The sequence below is a fragment of the Stenotrophomonas sp. NPDC077421 genome (genome assembly GCF_049545505.1).
Lineage (GTDB): Bacteria > Pseudomonadota > Gammaproteobacteria > Xanthomonadales > Xanthomonadaceae > Stenotrophomonas > Stenotrophomonas nematodicola.
On sequence record NZ_JBMWDP010000001.1, the window covers coordinates 13,642 to 34,202 of the forward strand.

At 67.9% G+C, this 20,561-nt stretch carries 12 protein-coding genes; 5 read left to right on the top strand and 7 right to left on the bottom strand.

Annotated features, from left to right (window positions below; genetic code table 11):
- Nucleotides 1–4 precede the first annotated feature (4 nt).
- Entirely contained in the window at nucleotides 5–1,027 is a 1,023-nt protein-coding gene (locus tag ACPEH1_RS00060) for a pteridine-dependent deoxygenase (protein ID WP_423715019.1), read from the bottom strand.
- Nucleotides 1,028–1,269: 242 nt separating this feature from the next.
- Here ACPEH1_RS00060 and ACPEH1_RS00065 point away from each other — a divergent pair, with 242 nt between their 5' ends.
- Both ACPEH1_RS00065 and ACPEH1_RS00070 read left to right on the top strand, forming a co-directional pair.
- The gene (locus tag ACPEH1_RS00065; RefSeq protein WP_136006085.1) at nucleotides 1,270–1,542 is read left to right on the top strand and encodes a YcgL domain-containing protein; all 273 of its coding nucleotides are present in this window, start codon (nucleotides 1,270–1,272) and stop codon (nucleotides 1,540–1,542) included.
- Complete coding sequence (locus tag ACPEH1_RS00070) at nucleotides 1,539–4,877, top strand: ankyrin repeat domain-containing protein (RefSeq protein WP_423715021.1); 3,339 nt, start codon at nucleotides 1,539–1,541, stop codon at nucleotides 4,875–4,877. Before ACPEH1_RS00065 ends, ACPEH1_RS00070 begins: the two co-directional genes overlap by 4 nt.
- Before the next feature lie 15 nt (nucleotides 4,878–4,892).
- Here ACPEH1_RS00070 and ACPEH1_RS00075 read toward each other — a convergent pair whose 3' ends face one another.
- The gene (locus ACPEH1_RS00075) at nucleotides 4,893–6,695 is read right to left on the bottom strand and encodes a monovalent cation:proton antiporter-2 (CPA2) family protein (protein ID WP_136006081.1); all 1,803 of its coding nucleotides are present in this window, start codon (nucleotides 6,693–6,695) and stop codon (nucleotides 4,893–4,895) included.
- Between the two features lie 370 nt (nucleotides 6,696–7,065).
- On the opposite strand from ACPEH1_RS00075, the gene mgtE reads away from it, so the two are divergent.
- Both mgtE and ACPEH1_RS00085 read left to right on the top strand, forming a co-directional pair.
- A complete protein-coding gene (gene mgtE, locus ACPEH1_RS00080) occupies nucleotides 7,066–8,436 on the top strand; it encodes a magnesium transporter (protein WP_017354769.1) in 1,371 nt (456 codons plus the stop codon).
- Between the two features lie 117 nt (nucleotides 8,437–8,553).
- The gene (locus ACPEH1_RS00085) at nucleotides 8,554–11,271 is read left to right on the top strand and encodes a bifunctional acetate--CoA ligase family protein/GNAT family N-acetyltransferase (RefSeq protein WP_423715022.1); all 2,718 of its coding nucleotides are present in this window, start codon (nucleotides 8,554–8,556) and stop codon (nucleotides 11,269–11,271) included.
- A 31-nt stretch (nucleotides 11,272–11,302) separates the two neighbouring features.
- Here ACPEH1_RS00085 and ACPEH1_RS00090 read toward each other — a convergent pair whose 3' ends face one another.
- The 3 genes from ACPEH1_RS00090 to ACPEH1_RS00100 are packed head-to-tail and all read right to left on the bottom strand — an operon-like array spanning nucleotide 11,303 to nucleotide 17,457.
- Nucleotides 11,303–11,662, bottom strand: a complete 360-nt coding sequence (locus ACPEH1_RS00090) for a hypothetical protein (RefSeq protein ID WP_136006075.1) — start codon at nucleotides 11,660–11,662, stop codon at nucleotides 11,303–11,305.
- Entirely contained in the window at nucleotides 11,662–15,132 is a 3,471-nt protein-coding gene (locus tag ACPEH1_RS00095; protein WP_313241647.1) for an RHS repeat-associated core domain-containing protein, read from the bottom strand. The genes ACPEH1_RS00090 and ACPEH1_RS00095 overlap by 1 nt, the downstream gene beginning before the upstream one ends.
- A gap of 15 nt (nucleotides 15,133–15,147) precedes the next feature.
- On the bottom strand, nucleotides 15,148–17,457 hold the full coding sequence (locus ACPEH1_RS00100; protein WP_136006072.1) for a hypothetical protein: 2,310 nt from the start codon (nucleotides 17,455–17,457) through the stop codon (nucleotides 15,148–15,150).
- A gap of 226 nt (nucleotides 17,458–17,683) precedes the next feature.
- Here ACPEH1_RS00100 and ACPEH1_RS00105 point away from each other — a divergent pair, with 226 nt between their 5' ends.
- On the top strand, nucleotides 17,684–18,382 hold the full coding sequence (locus ACPEH1_RS00105; protein ID WP_313241645.1) for an alpha/beta fold hydrolase: 699 nt from the start codon (nucleotides 17,684–17,686) through the stop codon (nucleotides 18,380–18,382).
- A 10-nt stretch (nucleotides 18,383–18,392) separates the two neighbouring features.
- Here ACPEH1_RS00105 and dkgB read toward each other — a convergent pair whose 3' ends face one another.
- Nucleotides 18,393–19,196: a 2,5-didehydrogluconate reductase DkgB gene (dkgB, locus tag ACPEH1_RS00110; RefSeq protein WP_136006068.1), complete on the bottom strand. Its 804-nt coding sequence runs from the start codon at nucleotides 19,194–19,196 to the stop codon at nucleotides 18,393–18,395.
- A gap of 87 nt (nucleotides 19,197–19,283) precedes the next feature.
- Nucleotides 19,284–20,498 carry an MFS transporter gene (locus ACPEH1_RS00115; RefSeq protein ID WP_017354764.1) on the bottom strand — a complete coding sequence of 405 codons (1,215 nt, stop codon included), beginning with the start codon at nucleotides 20,496–20,498 and terminating at the stop codon, nucleotides 19,284–19,286.
- Nucleotides 20,499–20,561 lie beyond the last annotated feature (63 nt).

A 20,561-nucleotide genomic window follows, 5' to 3' on the forward strand; every position in this document is an offset into this window, starting at 1 on the left:
GGCGCTACCGGTGCAGGCCTTCGATCTCGACCAGCAGTTCGGCCCGGCACACCTCGGCGTGGAGCACCACGAACGCAGGCGCTGCCGGTAGGGCGGCCAGTTGCGCAGCCACCGCGTCCAGGTCGCCGGCATTGCGCACGTAGACCTTCAGCAGCGAGGCGCTGCCCAGCGTCGGCGACAATGCCGGCCGCTGGCCACGTGCGGCATCCACCAGGCTTTGCAGGTTGGTCAGCGTCTCAGCCAGCTGTTCCGCCAGCGCGCCGGTGTGCTGCGAGGCATGCCCGATGATCGCCGCCGTGCCGGACTGCAGCAGCGGCAGGCCGGTCGCCAGCGGCGGCAGCAGGGCCCGCGCGAAGCTCGGCGCCTGTGGCCCGTACTGGCGCGGGTAGCGGAACGCACTGACCTGGCGGGGATTCTCGAGCGGCACACCGGGTTCGCCGGCGGACAGCCAGTACACCTGCAGCCGGCGCACGCCGTCGACGCGGCCGATGCAGGTGGCGGCGGGCAGAGCGGCTTCGTCCAGCGTCTGCAGACCCCGAACGCGGCCCACGCAGAAGCGGCGGTAGCGCTCCTGATCGCCGTCGCCTTCCGTTACGGCGTCGAGGTAGTTCCACGTGCGCAGCAGGTGCGGGTACTCCCCCTGCGCCAGAAAGCCGCTCATCCGCGCGTAGGCGTGCTCGGCAGCAGCAGCGATATCGCCGTCCACTTCGTCGATCTCCAGCACGCCAAACTGCACCGTCCCGTTGCGCGACCAGCGTATCGTCCCGGCGCAGCCGTACTGGACCGGGTCGGCGCTCCGCCAGATCTCGATGCGGGCAGGGCCATGCGCGGCCAGCGGTACCTGCAGCCAGCGGGGGTCGTCCGCCGGCATCGGCGAGGTACCGAAGCCGAACACGACCAGGGTGTGCGGATCGGACAGAGCATCGTCGCGGGCGGCAGCCGGCGCATAGCGTGCATCGAACAGCGCGGGGCCGGGCGGAATGAGCGCGTGCGCCGGCGGGGATGCGTTGTCGAGAGCGCTGCTCATTCCAGAGTGTCAAAGCTGCCAGTGCCAAGACGGGCATGATAGCGTGCGCTCCTTTCACGGCACCGCCGCCCGGCCCAGGCATGGTACGGGGTGCGATCCGGAACTGAACGGGTCCGCGACATTGATGAACCTGAATCTGCCGCGCGCCGGAAAACCGCCGTCGGCGCATCGCCGCAGCTTTCGCCCTTGCGCGGTTTCATCCACAATCATCCCACTCACTCCCAGGGCAAAGCCCCGCGGGCATGCAAGCCTACGTATATAAAAGCCAACGCAAGCAGGACACCTACGTCTACCTCGCCGTCCGCGATGACTTCAGCGCCGTTCCTGACGCACTGAAGGCCACGCTGGCGCCGTTCGCGTTCGTCCTGGAAGTTGCCCTTACTCCCGACCGTCGTCTTGCCCTGGCCGACGCCGCGCAGGTGCGCGCGAATCTGGCCGAGCGCGGCTTCCATCTGCAGATGCCGCCCCCGCCGGTCGCGCCGGTGCGGGTACCGCGCCGCGATGACCCGCGATGACTGACCTTCGGCCCTCCCGCGCCGCTGCCATCGCGATCGCCGTCGGCGGCCTGCTGGCGCTGGCGGCGGTGCTTGGGGGCGTGCCTGGCGCGCTGGCGGCCGCCCTGGCACAGCCGGCGTTCGCCCTCGGCGTGTCCTGGTGGCGCCGCACGCGCGCCGTGCCTGCATTGCCGATGCTGGTGCGCCGCGATCTTCCCGCGCTCCTCGCCCTGTGGCTGCCGGGTCCGCTGCTGCTCGCCGCGCTGGTCGCCTGGCCGCTCGCCGCACTGCATGACAGCGGCAGCCTCGGCGCGGTGCTGGGGCTGAGCGTAGCGGTCAGTGCCGCCCTGCTCGGTGTCTGGCGCACCTGGCCGGTGTGGAACGATATCGAACGCTGCGATGGCAGCCTGGCGCGCCACTGGCAGACTTTGGCCAACCGCGACCTCACGGCATGGCGCGGCTTGGGCGTGGCGGCCGTGGTCGTGGCGGTGTGCGCCCTGGTCGTCCTGCCCGCCTGGCCGGGCCTGGTGCCTGACGGCCTGCGCTGGCCGCTGGCCGTGGCCACGCTGCTGCTGTCGCCGCTGGCCCATCTCCTGCTGCAGACCGTGCAGCCCGCCGACGCCCTGTCCGACGCGGTATCGCGCTCGCCGGATGCCCGCACCGATGCCGACCTGCTGGCCGACAGCGCGCAGCCGCCACGTCCGCTGGAACCGCTCGGACAACATGAACGCCTGCCGGCACTGTACGAGGCCGCGCGCAGCGGTCGGGTGGATCGCGCCCTGCAACTGCTGCAGGCCGGCGCGGACCCCCACGGCCTGCCCGATCCGCAATGGCGCGACCAGCGCAGCCTGGCCGTGCTGGCGGCGGTGCTGCCCGACCTGCGCCTGCTGCGCGAACTGATCGCCCGCGGCGTGGACATCAACGCCTCGCCGCGCGGCATGACGCCGCTGCTGGCCGCCACCCGCGACAGCTGGCACGGGCGGCCGGAAGCTGTGATGACCCTGCTGGCCAACGGCGCCGATTCGCGCGCGGCCGACAGCGACGGCAATACCCCCCTTCACCACGCTGCACGCAGTTCCGATCCGGGCGTGGCCGCGCTGCTGCGCGACGCGGCCGCCGAGGTGGATGCGCTCAATCTGGATGGCTGGTCCCCGCTCGCGGTGGCCTGCCAGGTCGGCAACTGGCGGCTGGCGCGCTTCCTGCTGGAGCGTGGCGCCAAGACCGAACCGGCCGACGGCACCCCCGTTCTGCTGGCGGCAGCCGGCACCGAGGAAGACGATCCGGCCGGTGTGCAGCTGCTGCTCAAGCACAAGGCCCGGGCCGACGCGCGTGACCGCCAGCGGCGCAGCGCGCTGCACGAAGCGGCACTGGCCGGCCACGTGGACATCATCGATGTGCTGCTCGCCGCCGGCGCGAACCTGGAAGCGCGCGACGCCCTTGCGCGGACGCCGTGGCTGGAGGCCGCCCGTGGCGGCCGTGCCGCCGTGGTCGAACACCTGCTGCCGCACCATCCCGACCTCAACGCCGTGGACGGCGAAGGCCGCAATGCGGTGCTGCTGGCCTGCATGGCCGACACCGTGTCGCCGCTGCTGGTCCGCCGCCTGCTGGACCTCGGCATTCCGGCCGACGCGGCCGATCCGCAGGGCCGGCGCGCGGTCGACATCGCTGCGGGTGCCGGCCGCTGGGCGATCGTGTCGTTGCTGGATCCGTCCTATCCCCTCCCGGCCGCGGTCAGCGATGGCCTGACCAGCGGCGGCGATGCCGATCCCACCGCGAACGCACTGCCGGACCGCCCCCCGCTGGATCTGCTGCGCGAAGCGCTCGGTTTCGGCAACGTCGAGGGCATGCCGGCGCTGGCGCGCCTGTGCGGTGCCGACGAACTGGGCGCCCTGCTGCACGATGGCGAGCTGGCACTGGACCCGCATGCCGTGGATTGGCTGCTCCAGCACGGCGCCGCCCCGGAGGTGCTCGACGCCTGCGGCGACACCCCCATGTTCGCGCTGCTCGCACGCGGCATCGATGCCGTGCCGGCGTTGCAGGTGCTGCTGCGCCACGGCCTGTCGCCGGCCGGTCGTGGCGGCCTGGCGCGCCTGCTCAGCGCCTGCGCACAGCATGACCATGCGTCGCGCGGGCTGGAGCAGCTCGCGCTGGAACTGCTGGAACGCGGTGCCGATCCCTTCGCCGCGTCACCGGCCGGTGATCCGCCGCTGTCGCTCGCGGTGCGGCTGGGCTGGTTGCGGCTGCAGCAGGCGCTGCTGGCACTGGGCGTGGACCGCGAAGCCCGTGACAGCCACGGCATGACCGCCCTGCACCTGGCGACCGCGCTGGCCCGCGAAGGGTCGATCAAGCTGCTGGTGCAGCAGGGCGCCTCGCCGGAAGCGCGGGCCGCCGACGGCCAGACGCCGCTCGGTGTGGCCTTGTCCATCGGTCGCCGCGATCTGGCCGACTGGCTGGACTGGCGCGTGTGGCCGCTGCCGCGCCGCGCGCTGCGCGATGGTGATCTGCCCGCAGCGGCGATGGCCGGCGATGCCGATGCCGTTCGCCGCCTGATCGACCTGGGCTTCGCCGTGGACGCGGTTGACGCGCAGGGCTGCACCGCGCTGCTGCGCGCGTCCGGCGGTGGCCACCTGGCGGTGGTCGACCTGCTGCTGGCCCGTGGCGCCAATCCGCAGCACGCAGCCGCGAGCGGTGCGACGCCGTTGTCGGCGGCGGTCAGCATGCGTCAGATCGAAATCGTCTCGGCGCTGCTCGATGCCGGGGCCGAACTGGAATACCGCCTGCCGGGCGGAGTGACCGTGCTGATGCTGGCCTCGGCGCTGGGTCTGCCGGATATCGTTGCGCGGCTGCTCACGGCCGGTGCCAACGTGCATGCCGGTGATGCCCAGCAACTCGGGCCGCTGCATTGCGCGGCCCTGTACGGCTTCAGTGCGCGCGACCGTTCGCGCCTGCTGGCGCTGCTGGATACGCTGCTGCTGGCCGGTGCCGAACCGGACCAGGCCGCGGCCGGCTCGGTGACGCCGCTGCTGCTGCTGCTCGGCGCCCGCGCCGAACCGGGTACCGCCTGCGACGAGCAGGTGGTGCTGGCTGCCGTCGAACGTCTGCTCGATGAGGACGTCTCGCTGGACGTGCGCGATCCGCGTGGATTTGGCCCGCTGCACCTGGCCGCGCTGCATGGCCTGCCATTGCTCGTGCAGCGGTTGCTGCGTGCAGGTGCCGATCCGGACGTGCGCGACGCGCTCAACCGCAGCCCGCGCGAAATCGCGGTGATGCGTGGCTTCATCGATGTGGCCGGCGAGTTCGAACCGCTGGTGCCGGGCGTGTCGTCGATGGCCCGCTTCCTGCGCGACAACGGCTGACCCCGACGCGGGCGTTTACCCGCGTCGGTCGTTGTCGGGCGTGCGGTCGCGTCCGGCATCCGCTTCGAACAGGTGCATCAGGTCCGCGCGCGCATCGCGCGAGGTCTGGATGACCGCCGCTTCGTCGTCGTAGACCAGGTACTGGTCGCGCAGCAGTTTCTCGTCGTGCTCGCGGAACCGCTGCACGTGGCTGCGCGCGGTATCGGCCGGAATGCCCAGTGCAATCAGCATGCGCTCGCTCAGCTCCAGGCTGGTGCCGAACACCTCGCGGAACGGTTCGGCGGACATGTCCATCAACCGCCACGCATGCTGGCGGTTGCGTGCGCGCACCAGCACCACGGCATTGGGATACATGCGCCGGATCAGGCGCGTGGCGCGCATGTTCGCGTCCGGATCGTCCAGGGTCACCACGTAGACGCGGATGAACTCGCCGCCGGCCGCGCGCAGCATCTCCGGCCGGGTCGGATCGCCGTAGTAGAGCTTGTTGCCGAACCGGCGCAGGTCCGAGACCGTGTCGGGGTTGGATTCCAGTGCCACGAACGGGATCTTCTGCGCGGTCAGCAGGCGCGCCACCACCTGGCCGAAGCGGCCCATGCCGGCGATCATCACCTGCGGCTGGCTGCCTTCGGTATCCACCGTATCGGCCGGACGCGCGCTCGCCTTGGGGGCATCGTCGCGCCCGAGCAGGCGCAGCAGGGCGATCATCAGCAGCGGCGTGATTGCCATCGACAGGCCCACGATCGCGACCAGCCGATCATGGTTGGCGCTGCCCAGCAGGTGCGCGCGCTGCGCTTCGTTGAACACCACGAAGGCGAACTCGCCGCCCAGCCACAGCACACTGCCCAGCAGTACCGCGTGCCGCGTACGCAGCTTGGCAAGCTTGCCGATGATGAGCAGCAGGCCGAACTTCACCACCAGCAGAATGGCCACGCCGGCAGCGATCATCGCCGGTTCGGCGACGATGCGGTCCAGGTCGATACCCATGCCCACGGCGATGAAGAACAGGCCCAGCAGCAGTCCCTTGAACGGTTCGATCTGCGATTCCAGTTCGTGCCGGAACTCCGAGTCGGACAGCAGCACGCCGGCCAGGAAGGCACCCAGGCTGGGGCTCAGCCCGGCTTCCTGCATGAACCACGCCGTGCCCAGCACGACCAGCAGCGCCATCGCGGTGAACACTTCCGGGCTGCGCGTGCGCGCGATGATGTTGAACAGCCGGCGCAACACCGGACGCCCGCACAGGATCACCACCGCCAGCGCACCGAGCGCCACGGCCACGTCGTTCCACTGCAGGGTGTCGTTGCGCGCGCCGCCGAGCAGCGGAATGGCGGCCAGCAGCGGAATGGCGATGAGGTCCTGGAACAGCAGGATCGCAAAGCCCAGGCGGCCGTAGTCGCTGTTGATCGCTTTGTGCTCGGACAGCAGCTGCAGGCCCACCGCGGTGGACGACAGCGCCAGCGCAATCCCCACGATCAACGCGCTCTTCCAGTGGAAGTGGTCGAGCAGCAGCAGGCCGCCGAGCACCAGCGCGCTCAGCGCAACCTGCAGGGCACCGGCCCCGAACACCGAGCGCCGCATCACCTTCAGCCGCGCCGGGGACAGCTCCAGGCCGATCACGAACAGCAGCATCACCACGCCGATCTCGGCCGCGCCCAGGATGCGGTCGGCGTCCTGCACGAAGCCCAGCCCGTCCGGGCCGAGCACGACACCGGCGGCGAGGTAGCCGAGCACGGCACCCAGCCCCAGCTTTTTGAACACCGGCACGGCAATCACCGCAGCCAGCAGCAGGACCAGGGCCAGCTCGAGCGCGCCGCTATGCATGGGAGGACCTGCTCATGACATTGATGACCCGCGTGGTTCAGGGGAACTTGCCCCGGTGGATCGAGGCCCCGGTGGATCGAGCCCCGCGGCCGCCGGCCGTGCGGCCATTATGCGACGCGCGCGCGACGGCAACGACAATCCCGCCGCAACGGCCCGCCGGCGCCGGGTTGACCTCGCCGCCGGGGAGGTCCAGACTGCCCGCCGCTGCTGGCGCGTCCGCGCCGTCGGCAGTACACCCATCCGGAGTCCCCAACCCATGTCCAGCGACAGTAGAAGTCGACCTTGCTCGACGCCAGCGATGGCTACCGCCTGACACGGGTCGGTTCGCCAGCGTTGGCGTTGCGCAATGCGACCCCGACAGGCGAATACGATGAACCAGAAAGACCTGCTGCGCCCGGTGGCTGATGCCGCCTCCCTGAGCGCGCCCCTCGATGCCTTCAACACCGCCGATGCGGTGGAATTCCTCAACACTCTGGAGCTGTCGCGCGCCGCCGACACGCTGGCGGCGTTGCCGTTGCCGCGTGCGGTGAAGATGCTTGAACAGCCCGAGCTCAACCGCGGCGGCGATCTGGTCGCCGCGATGCCGGTGGCCCGTGCCGCCGCGCTGCTCGGGCTGATGGCCGACGACCGCGCGACTGACATCGTCCATGAGCTGGACGCCGATGACCGCGCCCGGCTGATCCCGCTGCTGGCACCGGAGGCGCGCCAGTCGATCCAGCAGCTGCTGAGCTACCCCGCGCACACCGCCGGCGCATTGATGACCACCGAGTTCGTCAGCGTGCCCTCGGACTGGACCGTGGGCCGCACCCTGCAGCACATCCGCCAAGTCGAGCGCACCCGCGAGACCGTCTACGCCATCTACGTGCTGGACCCGCAGACCCGCGTACTGGTGCAGGTGGTGACCATGCGCCGGCTGATCACCGGCCTCCCCGATGAACCCATTCTCGACGTGGCGCAGGTCAATCCCCCAGTGAGCGTGGACGCCATGCTCGACCAGGAGGAAGTGGCACAGCTGATCCGCCGTCACGACCTGCTCGCCATCCCCGTGGTGGATGCGCAGCGCCACGTGCTGGGCATCGTCACCGTGGATGACATTCTGGACGCGCTGATCGAGGAGTCCACCGAAGACGCGCACAAGTTCGGCGGCATGGAAGCGCTGGAAAAGCCGTACATGCAGATCGGCTTCTTCGAAATGCTGCGCAAGCGTGCCGGCTGGCTCAGCGTGCTGTTCCTCGGCGAAATGCTCACCGCCAGCGCGATGCAGCACTACGAAGACGAGCTGGCCCGCGCCGTGGTGCTGACCCTGTTCATTCCACTGATCATGAGCTCCGGCGGCAACTCCGGATCGCAGGCCACCTCGCTGCTGATCCGCAGCCTGGCCCTGCGCGAACTGCGTCTGCGCGACTGGTGGCGGGTTGCGCTGCGCGAGATCCCCACGGGTGTCACCCTGGGTGCCATCCTTGGCGTGCTGGCCATCATCCGCATTGTGAGCTGGCAGCTGCTGGGCCTGCACGACTACGGCGAGCACTGGGCGCTGCTGGCGCTGACCATCGGTGCGGCGCTGGTCGGCATCGTCACCTTCGGCTCGCTGTCCGGCTCGATGCTGCCCTTCATCCTCAAGCGGCTCGGTTTCGACCCGGCCAGCGCATCGGCGCCATTTGTGGCCACGCTGGTCGATGTGACCGGCCTGGTGATCTATTTCAGCATCGCCGCGATGATCCTGAGCGGAACGCTGCTGTAACCGCAGCGACAGGCAGGCGCCGGGCCACGCCCGGCGCCTGTCATTGCGCCAGATCATCCCCACATCGCCGGCACGCGTGTACCGTGTAGCCACGTGTCCCGGTGACAGTTCGACCCCATGAGCACCTACCACCTGCAATCCGTGTTCCGCCCGCAGTCGGTCGCCGTGATCGGCGGCAGCCCGCGCGAGCGGTCCGCCGGCCGTGCCGTCATGCGCAACCTGCGCGCCACCGGGTTTCCCGGCAAGGTCGCCTGGATCAATCCGCGCTACGGCGAGATCGACGGCATCCGCACCGTCAAGCGGCTCAAGGACCTCGACTGGGTACCGGAACTGGTCGTCATCACCGCGCCGGCCAGCATCGTGCCGCAGGTGGTGGCCACGGCCGCCGCACGCGGCGTGGCCGCCGCCATCATTCTTACCGCCAACCTCGGCCAGGGCCCCGGCTCGCTCGCCGCGCAGGTCGAAACGGCTGCGCGCGCCAAGGGCCTGCGTATCCTCGGGCCGCACTGCCTGGGCGTGATCGCGCCGCATGCGCGCCTCAATGCCAGCATCGCCGCCCACTTTCCGCAGGCCGGCGATCTGGCGCTGATCTCCGAGTCCAGTGCCATCGCCGCGGCATTGGTGGAGTGGGGCGTGGCACGCTCGGTCGGTTTCTCGGCCGTGGTCTCGCTCGGCGATACCCTGGATGTCGACTTCGGCGATCTGCTTGATTACTTCGCCACCGACTACCGCACCCGCGCCATCCTGCTCTACGTCGAACACATCCGCGACGCCCGCAAGTTCATGTCGGCCGCGCGCGCGGCCGCGCGTGCCAAACCGGTGGTGGTGGTGAAGTCCGGCCGCCACATCCGCATCGACCCCGATGCCGACACCCATGTGCAGGCACTGGCCAGCACCGATGCCGTGTACGGGGCCGCTTTCAGTCGCGCCGGGCTGCTTCGGGTGAGCGCGTTGGACGAACTGTTCACCGCCGCCGAAACCCTCGGCCGGCTCGGCACCTTCCCCGGCCGTCGGCTGGCCATCCTCAGCAACGGCGGCGGGGTAGGGCGGCTGGCGGTGGACCAGCTGCTGGCGCTGCGCGGCAGCCTGGCCGAGCTGTCCCCGGCCACCGTCGCCCAGCTCGATGCCGTGCTGCCCGAAGGCTGGTCGCGCGGCAATCCGGTGGACATCGTGGTCGACGCCGATGGCGAGCGTTACGCGGCCGCCATCGAGGCGCTGATGTCCGACACCGGCAACGACGCGCTGCTGGTGGTCAACGTGCCCACCGCCTTCACCTCCTCGGCCGATGCCGCGCAGGCGCTCACCCGTACCCTGGGGCTGCGCCCCCGCCACCACCGCGACAAGCCCGTGTTCGCGGTCTGGCTGGGCAACGACGACCGTGCGACCGCCACGCTCAATGCCGCGCGGGTGCCCACCTATCCCACTGAAGCAGACGCCGTGCGAGGCTTCCAGCACCTGGTGCGCTACCGCGACGCGCAGGCCGCGCTGATGGAAACCCCGCCCAGCCTGCCCGAGGATTTCGTGGTGGACACGGCGGCGGCGCGGGCGCTGGTCGACACCGCGCTCGCCGCCGGGCAGCAGTGGCTCGATCCGATCGCCACCCACCAGCTGCTCACCGCCTACGGCATCCCCTCCGCACCGGTGATGCAGGCGCGCGACGCGCACGAGGCGATGGACCTGGCCCAACCGCTGCTGGAGCAGGGCGCCACCGTGGCCGTGAAGGTGTTCTCGGCCGACATCCCGCACAAATCCGATGTGGACGGCGTGCGCCTGAACCTGGGCACCCTGCAGTCGGTGCACGCTGCCGCCACCTCGATCCTGGAGCGCGCCCATCGCCTGCGCCCCCAGGCACGCATCGACGGCGTGCTGGTACAGCCCACCATCGTGCGCCCGAAGGCGCGCGAGCTGATCGCCGGCATCGCCGACGACCCCACCTTCGGTCCGGTGGTGGTGTTCGGCCGCGGCGGTACCGCCGTCGAGGTGATCGACGACAAGGCGCTGGCGCTGCCGCCGCTGGATCTGCGCCTGTCGCACGAACTGATCGGCCGCACCCGGGTGTCGCGCATCCTCAAGGCGTACCGCGACGTTCCCGCCGCCGATGAACGCGCCGTGGCACTGGTGCTGGTCAAGCTGGCGCAGCTGGCCGCCGACATCCCCGAGATCCGCACGCTGGACATCAATCCGCTGCTGGCCGACCGCGATGGCGTGATCGCGCTGGACGCACGCGTGGCGATTGCCCCCTCGCGCAAACTGCACAAGGGCCGCGGCCACCCGCGCTTTGCCGTGTTCCCGTATCCCAAGGAGTGGGAACGCACGATCACCCTGTCCGATGGGGCACCCGCGTTCGTGCGTCCGGTGCGTCCCGAAGACGACGCGCTGTTCCGCGCGTTCTTCGCCCGCGTCACCGACGACGACCTGCGCCTGCGCTTCTTCCAGTCGGTCAAGCACTTCAGCCATGAGTTCATCGCGCGCCTGACCCAGCTCGACTACGCGCGCTCGATTGCCCTGGTCGCCATCGACCCGCGCAGCGGCGACATGCTCGGCGCAGTGCGCCTGCACGCCGATGCCGATTACGACCGCGGCGAGTACGGCATCCTGATCCGCTCCGATCTCAAGGGCCACGGCATCGGCTGGCGGCTGATGACGATCATGATCGAGTACGCCCAGTGGCTGGGCCTGAACGTCGTCGAGGGCCAGGTGCTGCGCGAGAACAGCACCATGTTGGCGATGTGCCAGAGCCTGGGCTTCAAGACCCGGCTGGACCCGGACGACTCGACGGTGATGGTGGTGACGCTGCCGGTGCAGGATGTACAGGTACCCCAGGTACCGGTGTGAGCACCGCCCGGCAGCGTTGAAACGGCCGCCTCTACTGGAACTGGAACTCCTCGATCACCTTGCTGCACGTGGTGTCCAGCTCCACACTGAACGACTTGCGTTCATTCCTGCCCAGTGGATCTGCAAGATCGTCCTGATGCAGGACGGCAAAGCCGCGGCCACCGGCCAACGGCGGTGAGACGGACACCAGATAATCCGCCGGTGTCCACGACCGCGTACGCCGGACGTACGCGTTCACGACGCGTACGCACTCCGGGTATTTCTGTGCCTCCAGCACATTGGCCTTCACCATATCAGGCAGTGTCTGCAGCGCATCCTTGTCCGAGGCGTTGCACGCAGGGGATATGACAGCAAGACAAAGGCACAGCGCGAACGTCGGTACTCTGGACATCACTCGCCCCTCCGAACAGGTATGAATTCATAGCCCTCGTGGCTTCGGATCAGACCCGGTACGCCCATCTGCTGCATGAACGTGGCGTCGCCCGGGTTGCCGAACGGATCATACCCCTCCGCGCGCGTATTGGGATGCGTGTGGAAGAAGCCAAGCACCGTACAGCCGCAGAGGAACGGGTCCGGCTTGATCGTGGATTCCTGACTCATCCTGTCACGGCTGCCGGCAGGCAGTCGATAGAGCCAGGGCTGACGCTCGCCAATAGTCAGGACCACCCAGCCGCCGTTCTCGCGTTTGGTGGAGCCCGGCCTTCCCGAGCGCACTTCGGGCGCATTCGGCCTGGAATCCTCCCAGGCGCGCTCGGTCTCTTCCCGCAGCTTCGGATCCCGCGTCCATTCCGGGTCATTGCGTCCCACCGGCCACCCGACCCGCGCCCTGCCGCCGGTCTGCGTTGCGCCCCGCGCCGCGTTGCCGCCGCCATTCACTGTGGTGGCCATCGTGGTGAACTCGCCGGTGCTCATGCAGGTCCCATCCTTGTTGGCCAGGTGAGACCCGGTGCAGCGCCCATCCGGATCATGGTAGCGGTAGGGGTTGCTGTCGGCGTAGCGGTACCTGTTGAGCATGGCGACCGGGTTCATGAAGGTCGGCACGGGGTCCGGCGACAGGAACAGTGCGATCTGTGGATCGTAATAGCGCTGTTGCATGTACACCGTGCCTGAATCGGCGTCCTCCACATGACCGGTGAAGCCGGGCTTGCCATCGCTTACCCCGGTCGACATGCCGAAGGTGGTGTACTGGAGACGCTGGATCACGGTTCCCTGGGCAGAGCTGTAGGCAATGGGACTTCCGAGGATGTCGTTGTGGACGTATTTGATCGAGGCAGTGCCGTCCTGGGCGGTCTCGATCGCGGCAACCGCAATGCCATCCAGGTAGACATGCGAGGTGTGGCGAAGCGCCTTCGACTCGAACTGGACGGCAAGCTTTCCGGAACGGGTATAGAAGTACCGGTTCGTGTCCTGGCCATCCGCTGCCCGGCGCTGGACTCGCCTGCCCGCGGCGTCGTAGGCATAGGTGGTCGAACCGGCCGACGCGATGAGCCGGTTGTTCGCATCGAACGTGAAGGTCCGCCCGTTCTTGTTGATCATGTTGCCCTGCGCATCGTACGCAAGGCCAATGATGGTCGCGCCCTCGTCGGTCCGGATGTTGGTCAGACGATTCGAGGCATCGTAGTAGTAGTTGAACGGCGTGGCTCCTGCGGTCGTCAGGCGCGTGAGGTTGTCGAAGTCATCGTAGGAGAATGACTGGTTGACCCCGGCCTCAGGCGACACGACGTTCAGTATCCGATCCACACCGTCATAGCTCATCTGGCGATTGAGGCCGCTCTGTCCGTCCAGATCCATCATGGAGCTGACATTGCCGCCCTTGTCGTACGCATAGGCGAGCCGCATGACGCCGGCGTCGCTCACCTGGCTGGGCAACAATCGCTCATTCAAGGTTCGCTGATGGCGAATGCCGTTTCCGTAGATGAACTCTGCGACGGTTCCGGTCGCACCACGCTTGACCCCCGAGACAAGTGTCCGTCCGGCGCTGTCGGTAATGGCCCGCGACCTGCCGAGCGCATCGGGATGGTGGTCGATGTGGAGACCGGACGGAAGGGTATAACCGGCCAGGGAGCCATTGGCATCGTAGGTATACGACATGGTCCAATCCGACTCGTTGCTGATGCTCGACGTCTCCGATGCCAGCGACCGGCGGCTGTTGTAGGTAAAGGTCGATACCGCCGAGATACCCCCGCCGTTACTGGAGGAAATAGTGTTGATCAGCCCGTCAGGGGTGTACGCGATGTTCTGGTTGCCCAGTCCATCCGGCGACACGATCGCCGACAGCCGACCGTTCGCATCATAAGAGCGGGTGATCGCGCGCGGGGAGCCTGCGGCAGCCTGTTGATCACAGCTGCTCGTTGAAGGAAGCGCCAGCCCGCTGGCGGTCCACAGGATGCGCCCGGCTGCATCCAGGCCGACAGCGGTCGCCCCGGTCTCGGGTTCAATGCTCTTGCAGAGGCGATAGTGGGCGTCGTACACGTAATGGCGCTGAAGCGGAGCGCCGTTTCTTGAATCCCGCGCGATGCGGGTAATGACGCCGTAGGGGGTGCGATCAATCCGGGTAATGCGGGACTCGGGCTCTTCGATCAGCGTTTCCCGATCTGTCGCCGGATCCGAATAGGCCTGGTAGGTCGTCGTTGTCACGTTGTTGCGTGCATCGGAACGCTGGACCCGGTTTCCCGCCAGATAGATCTGGGCGGTGACCAGCGGGCCCTGTTCACTGTCCGCAGAGGTACCGGTCAACCTGCCCAGCGCATCGTAGGTGTAGGTGGTTCCCCGCAGCGGCGGAGGCGGAGGCGGGGGCGGTTCGCTCACCGTGATGGCGACGTTTGGCGTGAGCACGCCGAACCATTCCACGCCATCGCGCACCATGCGCCACTGGAAGTTGTAGACGCCCGGCTGCGCCGGTGCGACCACGGTCGCCTTGAACTCTCCGATCGCGCCCAAGGGCACGTCTGCCGTCTGTATCCGGTGGGTACCCCACAGGGTGTTGTCATGCGGGTTCTGCGCGCCGAGCGAATACGCCTGGCTGGCGCTCCACACATAGTCGCCGGTGTTCCGCATCCGGATGGTGACGGGATAGGACTTGCCCACCTCCATCGTTGTGGGTACCTCCTGCGAATCAAACTGTGAGGCGTTGATCGGATTGATGATGTATACGGAGAACACCTGCGTTGGCAGGCCGAAGGCGACCGTGTTCCGGCGCATCTGGAACTGGAAGTAGTAGTTGAATCCGTGCGTATTGAAAATCTTTGCGGTGATGTTGAACTGGAAGGTATACGACTGGCCGGGGGCCACGTCGTGGGAAATGCCCTGCGGGGTGAAGTCCCAGACGTAGCTGTCACCTCCGTTCACGAAATCGAGGAAGTAGCTTCCGGCGCGCCAGGTTGTTTCGCCGGTGTTGATCATCTGGATGGACATTGTCATGGGCCGCCCGGTTACCGGAGGTCCGACCGAAGAAATCGTGCCCGGCGCGGCGGCATCGATCGGCTCCGGTGGATTGTTGACTGTGATGACGACGGGGCCGCTGGACATCGGACGGTGGGTCATGTCGCCATCGGGCAGAATCCGGGTGGCGATCGCGCGGTACATGTATTCATAGCGACCGGGCGGAAGCCCACGTACAGGGATGGTCCCCTGCGGGATGACACTGATGGTCACCCCGTTCTGGGTGATCACGGTGTTCTCGATGAACTCCGCCTTGGGCCCGGAGGACACCGAATAGCTCACCTGGAGATCGAAGTTTGCAGGCGCGACGTACGTCGTCGTGGCCGGCCCGGTCAGGTTGATGGTTGCCTGCGCGGCGGCGTTGGAGGCGGTGAGTACCGTCAGCAGCAGGAGGAAACGGAGGAGGGCATGTGCGCGCATTGGGGTCTCCATACCTCAGCGATAGCGACCGGGATACGATTCGTAGATCAGCCGATTGGCATGGTCGTACCGCCGTAGGGTCTGGGACAGGGTTCCCGCCCTGTCTGCAGCGTCGTATTCCTCTTCCAGGACCGGCCTCAGCAACGCGTCGTAGTAGGTGACCTTGCGCCGGTTGCCTGTCGCTTCGGTTTCCTTCCAATGGCCGGCCGGTATGCCCAGCTCGGCTGTTGGCAGGCGCGAGAAGGTCATGGAGGTGGCATTCCAGGCCGTGCCGGCATCGGCCGGGAGGGTGATCATGGAGAGCCTGCCCATCGAGTCGTAGGCGTAGCTGGTCTGGAGATTGTTCTCGTCCCGCGCGGCGCCCACCCAGCCGTTGTCGTCGACGGTGGCGCCGCGTGTGGTCCCGTCGGGGTTGATCACGTGCTGCGGAATGCCACGCTTCCACTGCTGAAGCCGGGTCATGCGGCCGGTGGGATCGGTGGCGGTTGCCACCGTGCCATCGCCGTTGTAGGTGAAGCTCACCTGCAGCAGTCCAAAGCTGAACTTCTCCAGCGGACGCAGCAGATCGTCATACGTCGCCGCAGACACGACCTGCCCGGAATCCTCGTTGTGTGTCGATGCCACCGCACCGAGGATCCAACGGGCCGGGTTGTCCAGGTATTGCCGTCGCTCGCGCATCACGCCCGAGGGGCCGCTTTGGGTGGTCAGCGTCGGCCTCGCAAACGCGTCCCACCCGTCGCTGGCGCGCCGGTACTGCGTGCTCTCCCGCACAGTAAGGCGTTCGGCAAGCGGCTGGACCAGACCGTCTGCGTACTGCATGAAATGCAGGCTGTTTCCAACACGCGCCGGGTAGTGCGCTCCGGCCGGCGGCGAGCTCAGATACCGCGAGCTGGTGCTTTCCAGTACAACGCCATCGCTCCCGGCGGTCTGGCGTTCAATGATCTTGCCTTCATCGACGAGGAACGTGTGGCCGAACCCGTAGCGGGTGGTCGAGCCATCGGGGTGGGTCACCGTCGACCAGCGCAGCGGTGTGGAGGGGTATCCGCCGGTGATCGACAGCTGTGTGCGCATTTCACCGAGCCCGGCGCCGGTGACCACTCGATCGGTCAGCGACCAGACGGAATAGTAGTTGGGCTGCACCGGCGAGTAGCAGGCATCCAGCGTGGAGCGGAAGATGGTTTTGTATGCGAACGAGAACGTGGCGCGGGCGCCGCCGGGATGCGTGACGGTGTAGGCGTAGGGCCCGGTAACCTCGCCGATGATGGTATCGCAGGGCGTGGTTCCCTCCTGTGGCGGTGCCATCCAGGCCGGTCGAACGCTGCCCACCCAGTCGTAGCTCCAACGGGTGGCATCGGGAAGGATCACCGCCGCCAGGCCGCCATCGGTCGTGCTGGTCGGTTCGCGATACTGGTACTGCCACGTGCGCCCTGCGGTCGTGGCGCTGACCATGCGTCCATTCTGGTAGGCCAGGTCGATCCTGCGGCCGTCATTGGACTGTATGGAGGCAAGGTTGTCGTTGACGTAGGTGTACGTGACCCAGTTGCCCTGCTGGTCCTCGACACGCGATGCGGCCAGATACACCTTGTACTGGGGGACGGTGTGATATGTGCGCAGGCGGAAATTCGGCATCTGCCGGGTGATCATCGTGTCGAAGTAGTAACGCGTTCCATCCGGCATGACGGCAAGGAACCCTTCACCGGGCGCACCATTCCTGAGCTGGGGCAGGCAGCGGATGCGGATGTCCCCATCGGCGGCCCACGGATAGGTCTGACCATCTGCCGGCATCGGAATGGCTGCAGCCGCCTTCAGCATCAGCCGTGCGGGTTGTCCGGGCAGATGCAGGTTGTAGCCCGACCACATCTTCTCGATGTAGAAGTCACCCAGAATGGCGCTGTAGGGTGCCTGTTGCAGGCTGCACCGGGCATTGCGCGAGGGGTTGCCCTCGGCCGCCATCGTCCAGCCGTGACTGGTGAAGGTGCCCTCCAGGAAGGGGGCCTCCAGCTGCCAGTCGTAGAGCGACCCGAAATCGAACAGGCGCGAGCCGGAAATGAAGTAGCGCTCATCGATCTGCCGGCTGCGGGTGAGCTCCACCTTCAAGGCGTTGTTGCCGGGAATGGAGATATCGGTGGCCGAGAACCGCGTTCCGCCATCCAGGTAGGAGATCTGCTCCCCAAACGCCTCACTGGCGTCCAGCGCGGCGGTGCGTCGTGCCTGCACCTTCTGCGCGTAGTCGGACACTTCTTCCAGATAGTTCTGGGCGTGGCTTGCGGTACACAGCCCAATACCGAGCAGCCCGCTGGCGAGCGTGAAAGTGAGACGGTTCATGCAGGTCCCCTGTGGCGGCGATCCGGCGCGATGAGCAGGCACCCCTGCTGCCCACGCGATGTTGGGGGCCATGTTCGCAATAGCGCGCGGTGCGCCGGACGTCGGGGATCTCTGATAATGATGTAGGGAGACACCTCCATCGGCTGTAAGAAAAATGGCCGGTGAAGTGCTGGCTCACTGCCACGCCACCCTTGGTCTGCCAACAGGCAGCAGCGACAATGTCCGGATGACGGACCGCATCCCCCTGCTGCTGCTCCCAGGCCTGCTCAACGACGCTGAACTCTGGCGCGGGCAGATCGCCGCGCTGTCCGACATCGCCGACTGCACGGTGGGCGACCAGACCCGTGGCGAGACGATGCAGGTGGTCGTGGACGACGTCCTGGCGCAGGCGCCGGACCGCTTCGCCCTGGCCGGGTTCTCGCTGGGCGGCTTCGTGGCCCAGCAGATCCTGCGGACTGCGCCGGAGCGTGTGCTGCGGCTGGCGTTGATCGATACCTCGATCCATGCCGATTCGCCGGAACGCGCTGCCCAGCGCCGGTCGCAGCGCGCCAGCGTGCGCCTGCCCGGCACTTTCCACGGCTTCGGCGACACACTGATGCGCAGCTACATCGATGCCTCGCGGCTGGACGACTATGTGCTGGTGCAGCGCGTGCGCGACATGACCGCCCGGCTGGGGGCGGCGGTGTTCCTGCGTCAAAGCGCGCTGGATCGCGTCGATGGTCACGACGTGCTGGCCCGCTACCGCGATCCGCTGCTGATCGTGTGCGGTGCCAACGACCGCATCACGCCGCTGGCCATCAGTGAGGAGATGCACGCCCTGGTGCCAGGCTCCACCCTGGTGGTGGTACCCGCCTGCGGGCACCTGGCGCCAATGGAGCAGCCGGATGAGGTGAGCGACGCGCTGCGCGGCTGGTTGCTCCGCTAGGCGCTGCCGGTCAATCCCAGTCCGGCGCGATCCCGTCGGGGTTGGCCAGGCGCTGGCCACGGTCCAGCGTCGCGATCTGCGCCATGTCCGCCTCGCCCAGGTGCAGGTCCGCCGCCAGCAGGTTGCTGGCCAGGTTCTCGCGCCTGGTGGAGGAGGGGATCACCGCGTAGCCCTGCTGCAGTGCCCAGGCCAGCGCGACCTGGGCCGGGGTGGCCTGGTGGCGGTCGGCGATGGCCTGGATCACCGGGTCCTTCAGCACCTCGCCGTAGGCCAGGCTCATGTAGGCGGTGACATGGATCCCCTGATCCTTCAGGAACGCGATCAACGCGCGGTTCTGCAGGTAGGGATGCACTTCGATCTGGTTGGTGGCGATGGCGTCGGCACCGAGAATCCCGATCGCCTGGCGGGTCTGCGCGATGGTGAAGTTGGAGATGCCGATCTGCCGGGTCAGGCCCAGCGCCTTCGCCTCGGCCAGCGCGCCCAGGTACTCGGCCATCGGCACGGCGTCCTTGGGCGAGGGCCAATGGATCAGCGTCAGCTCGACGTGGTCGGTGCGCAGCTTGCGCAGGCTTTCGCGCAGGCTTTCCAGCAAGGTGTCGTGGGCGACGTTGGCGATCCAGATCTTGGTGGTGAGGAACAGCTCGTCGCGGGCCAGGCCGGCGTCGGCGATGGCCTGGCCCACCTCGGCTTCGTTGTCGTAGATCTGCGCGGTATCGATGGCGCGGTAGCCCACGTCGAGCGCGTTGCGGACCGAGTCGATGACGGTCTGGCCCTTCAGGCGGAACGTGCCGAGGCCGAATGCGGGAATGCTCATGGAAACTCCTTCGTGCGGATGCGATGCAGGCTACGCCGTGCACCGTTGAATGATGCGCAGCAGACGGCAGGTCCGCTGCGCGAGCGATCAATGTGCGGTGACGGCGATGCCGTCGGCACGGTCGGCGACACCGTCGCGGCGGTCCAGCCGGCCGCTCAGCGCGGTCAGCCCGAAGGCACCCATCACCACCAGCGCACCCAGCCACGGGGTGTGCATGAGGCCGATGTGATCGACCACCAGGCCGCCCAGCGAGGCACCGAGCGCGATACCGACGTTGAAGGCGGCGATGTTCAGGCCCGAGGCGACGTCAGCCGCCTGGGGGGCGAAGCGCTGCGCCTGCTTGACCACGTACACCTGCAGCCCCGGCACGTTGCCGAAAGCCACCGCACCCAGCGCCAGCACGGTCAGCAGCACCAGCCAGGTGTTGTAGGCGGTGAAGGTCAGCATGAACAGCACGGCGGCCAGCAGAGCGAAGATCAGCTTCAGCGCCGGAATCGGCCCGCGGCGGTCGGCCAGGCGGCCGCCCCACAGGTTGCCGATCGCCACCGACACGCCGTACACCAGCAGCACGCCGCTGACCGCATTGGCCGAGAAGCCGGTGACGTCCTGCAGGATCGAGGCCAGGTACGTGAACGACAGGAAGGTGCCGCCGTAGCCCAGCGCGGTGATCGCATACACCAGCAGCAGGCGCGGCTGGGCCAGCACCGACAGTTGCTGACCGAACGTGGCCGGTGCGCTGCGCTGCAGGTTGCGCGGCACGAACAGCAGGCTGCCGATCAGGGCGATCACGCCCAGCGCCGCCACGGCCAGGAAGGTGGCGCGCCAACCCAGATGCTGGCCGATGAAGGTGCCCAGCGGCACGCCGGTGACCAGGGCGACGGTGAGGCCGGTGAACATGATCGCGATCGCACTGGCGGCCTTTTCCTTGGGCACCACCGACGTGGCGATGATCGAGCCGATCGAGAAGAACACGCCGTGGGCCAGGCCGGTGAGCACGCGCGCCACGATCAGCGACCCATAGCCGGGCGCCATCCAGGCGATCACATTGCCCAGGGTGAACAGCACCATCAGCGCCACCAGCAGGGTTTTGCGCGGCACCCGGCCGGTGAGTGCGGTCAGCACCGGGGCGCCAATCGCCACGCCCAGGGCGTACAGGGAGACCAGCAGGCCGGCCGAGGGCAGGGAGACGCCGAGGTCGGCGGCGATGGTCGGGATCAGCCCGACGATGACGAATTCGGTGGTGCCGATGGCATACGCGCCAAGCGTAAGCGCCAGCAGGGCGAGGGGGATGCCACGGGACATGGTCGATTACCGGTGGGAAGAGAGGCTGCGCAGTCTGCGCGCCGCACTCGTGCCGAAAAAGCG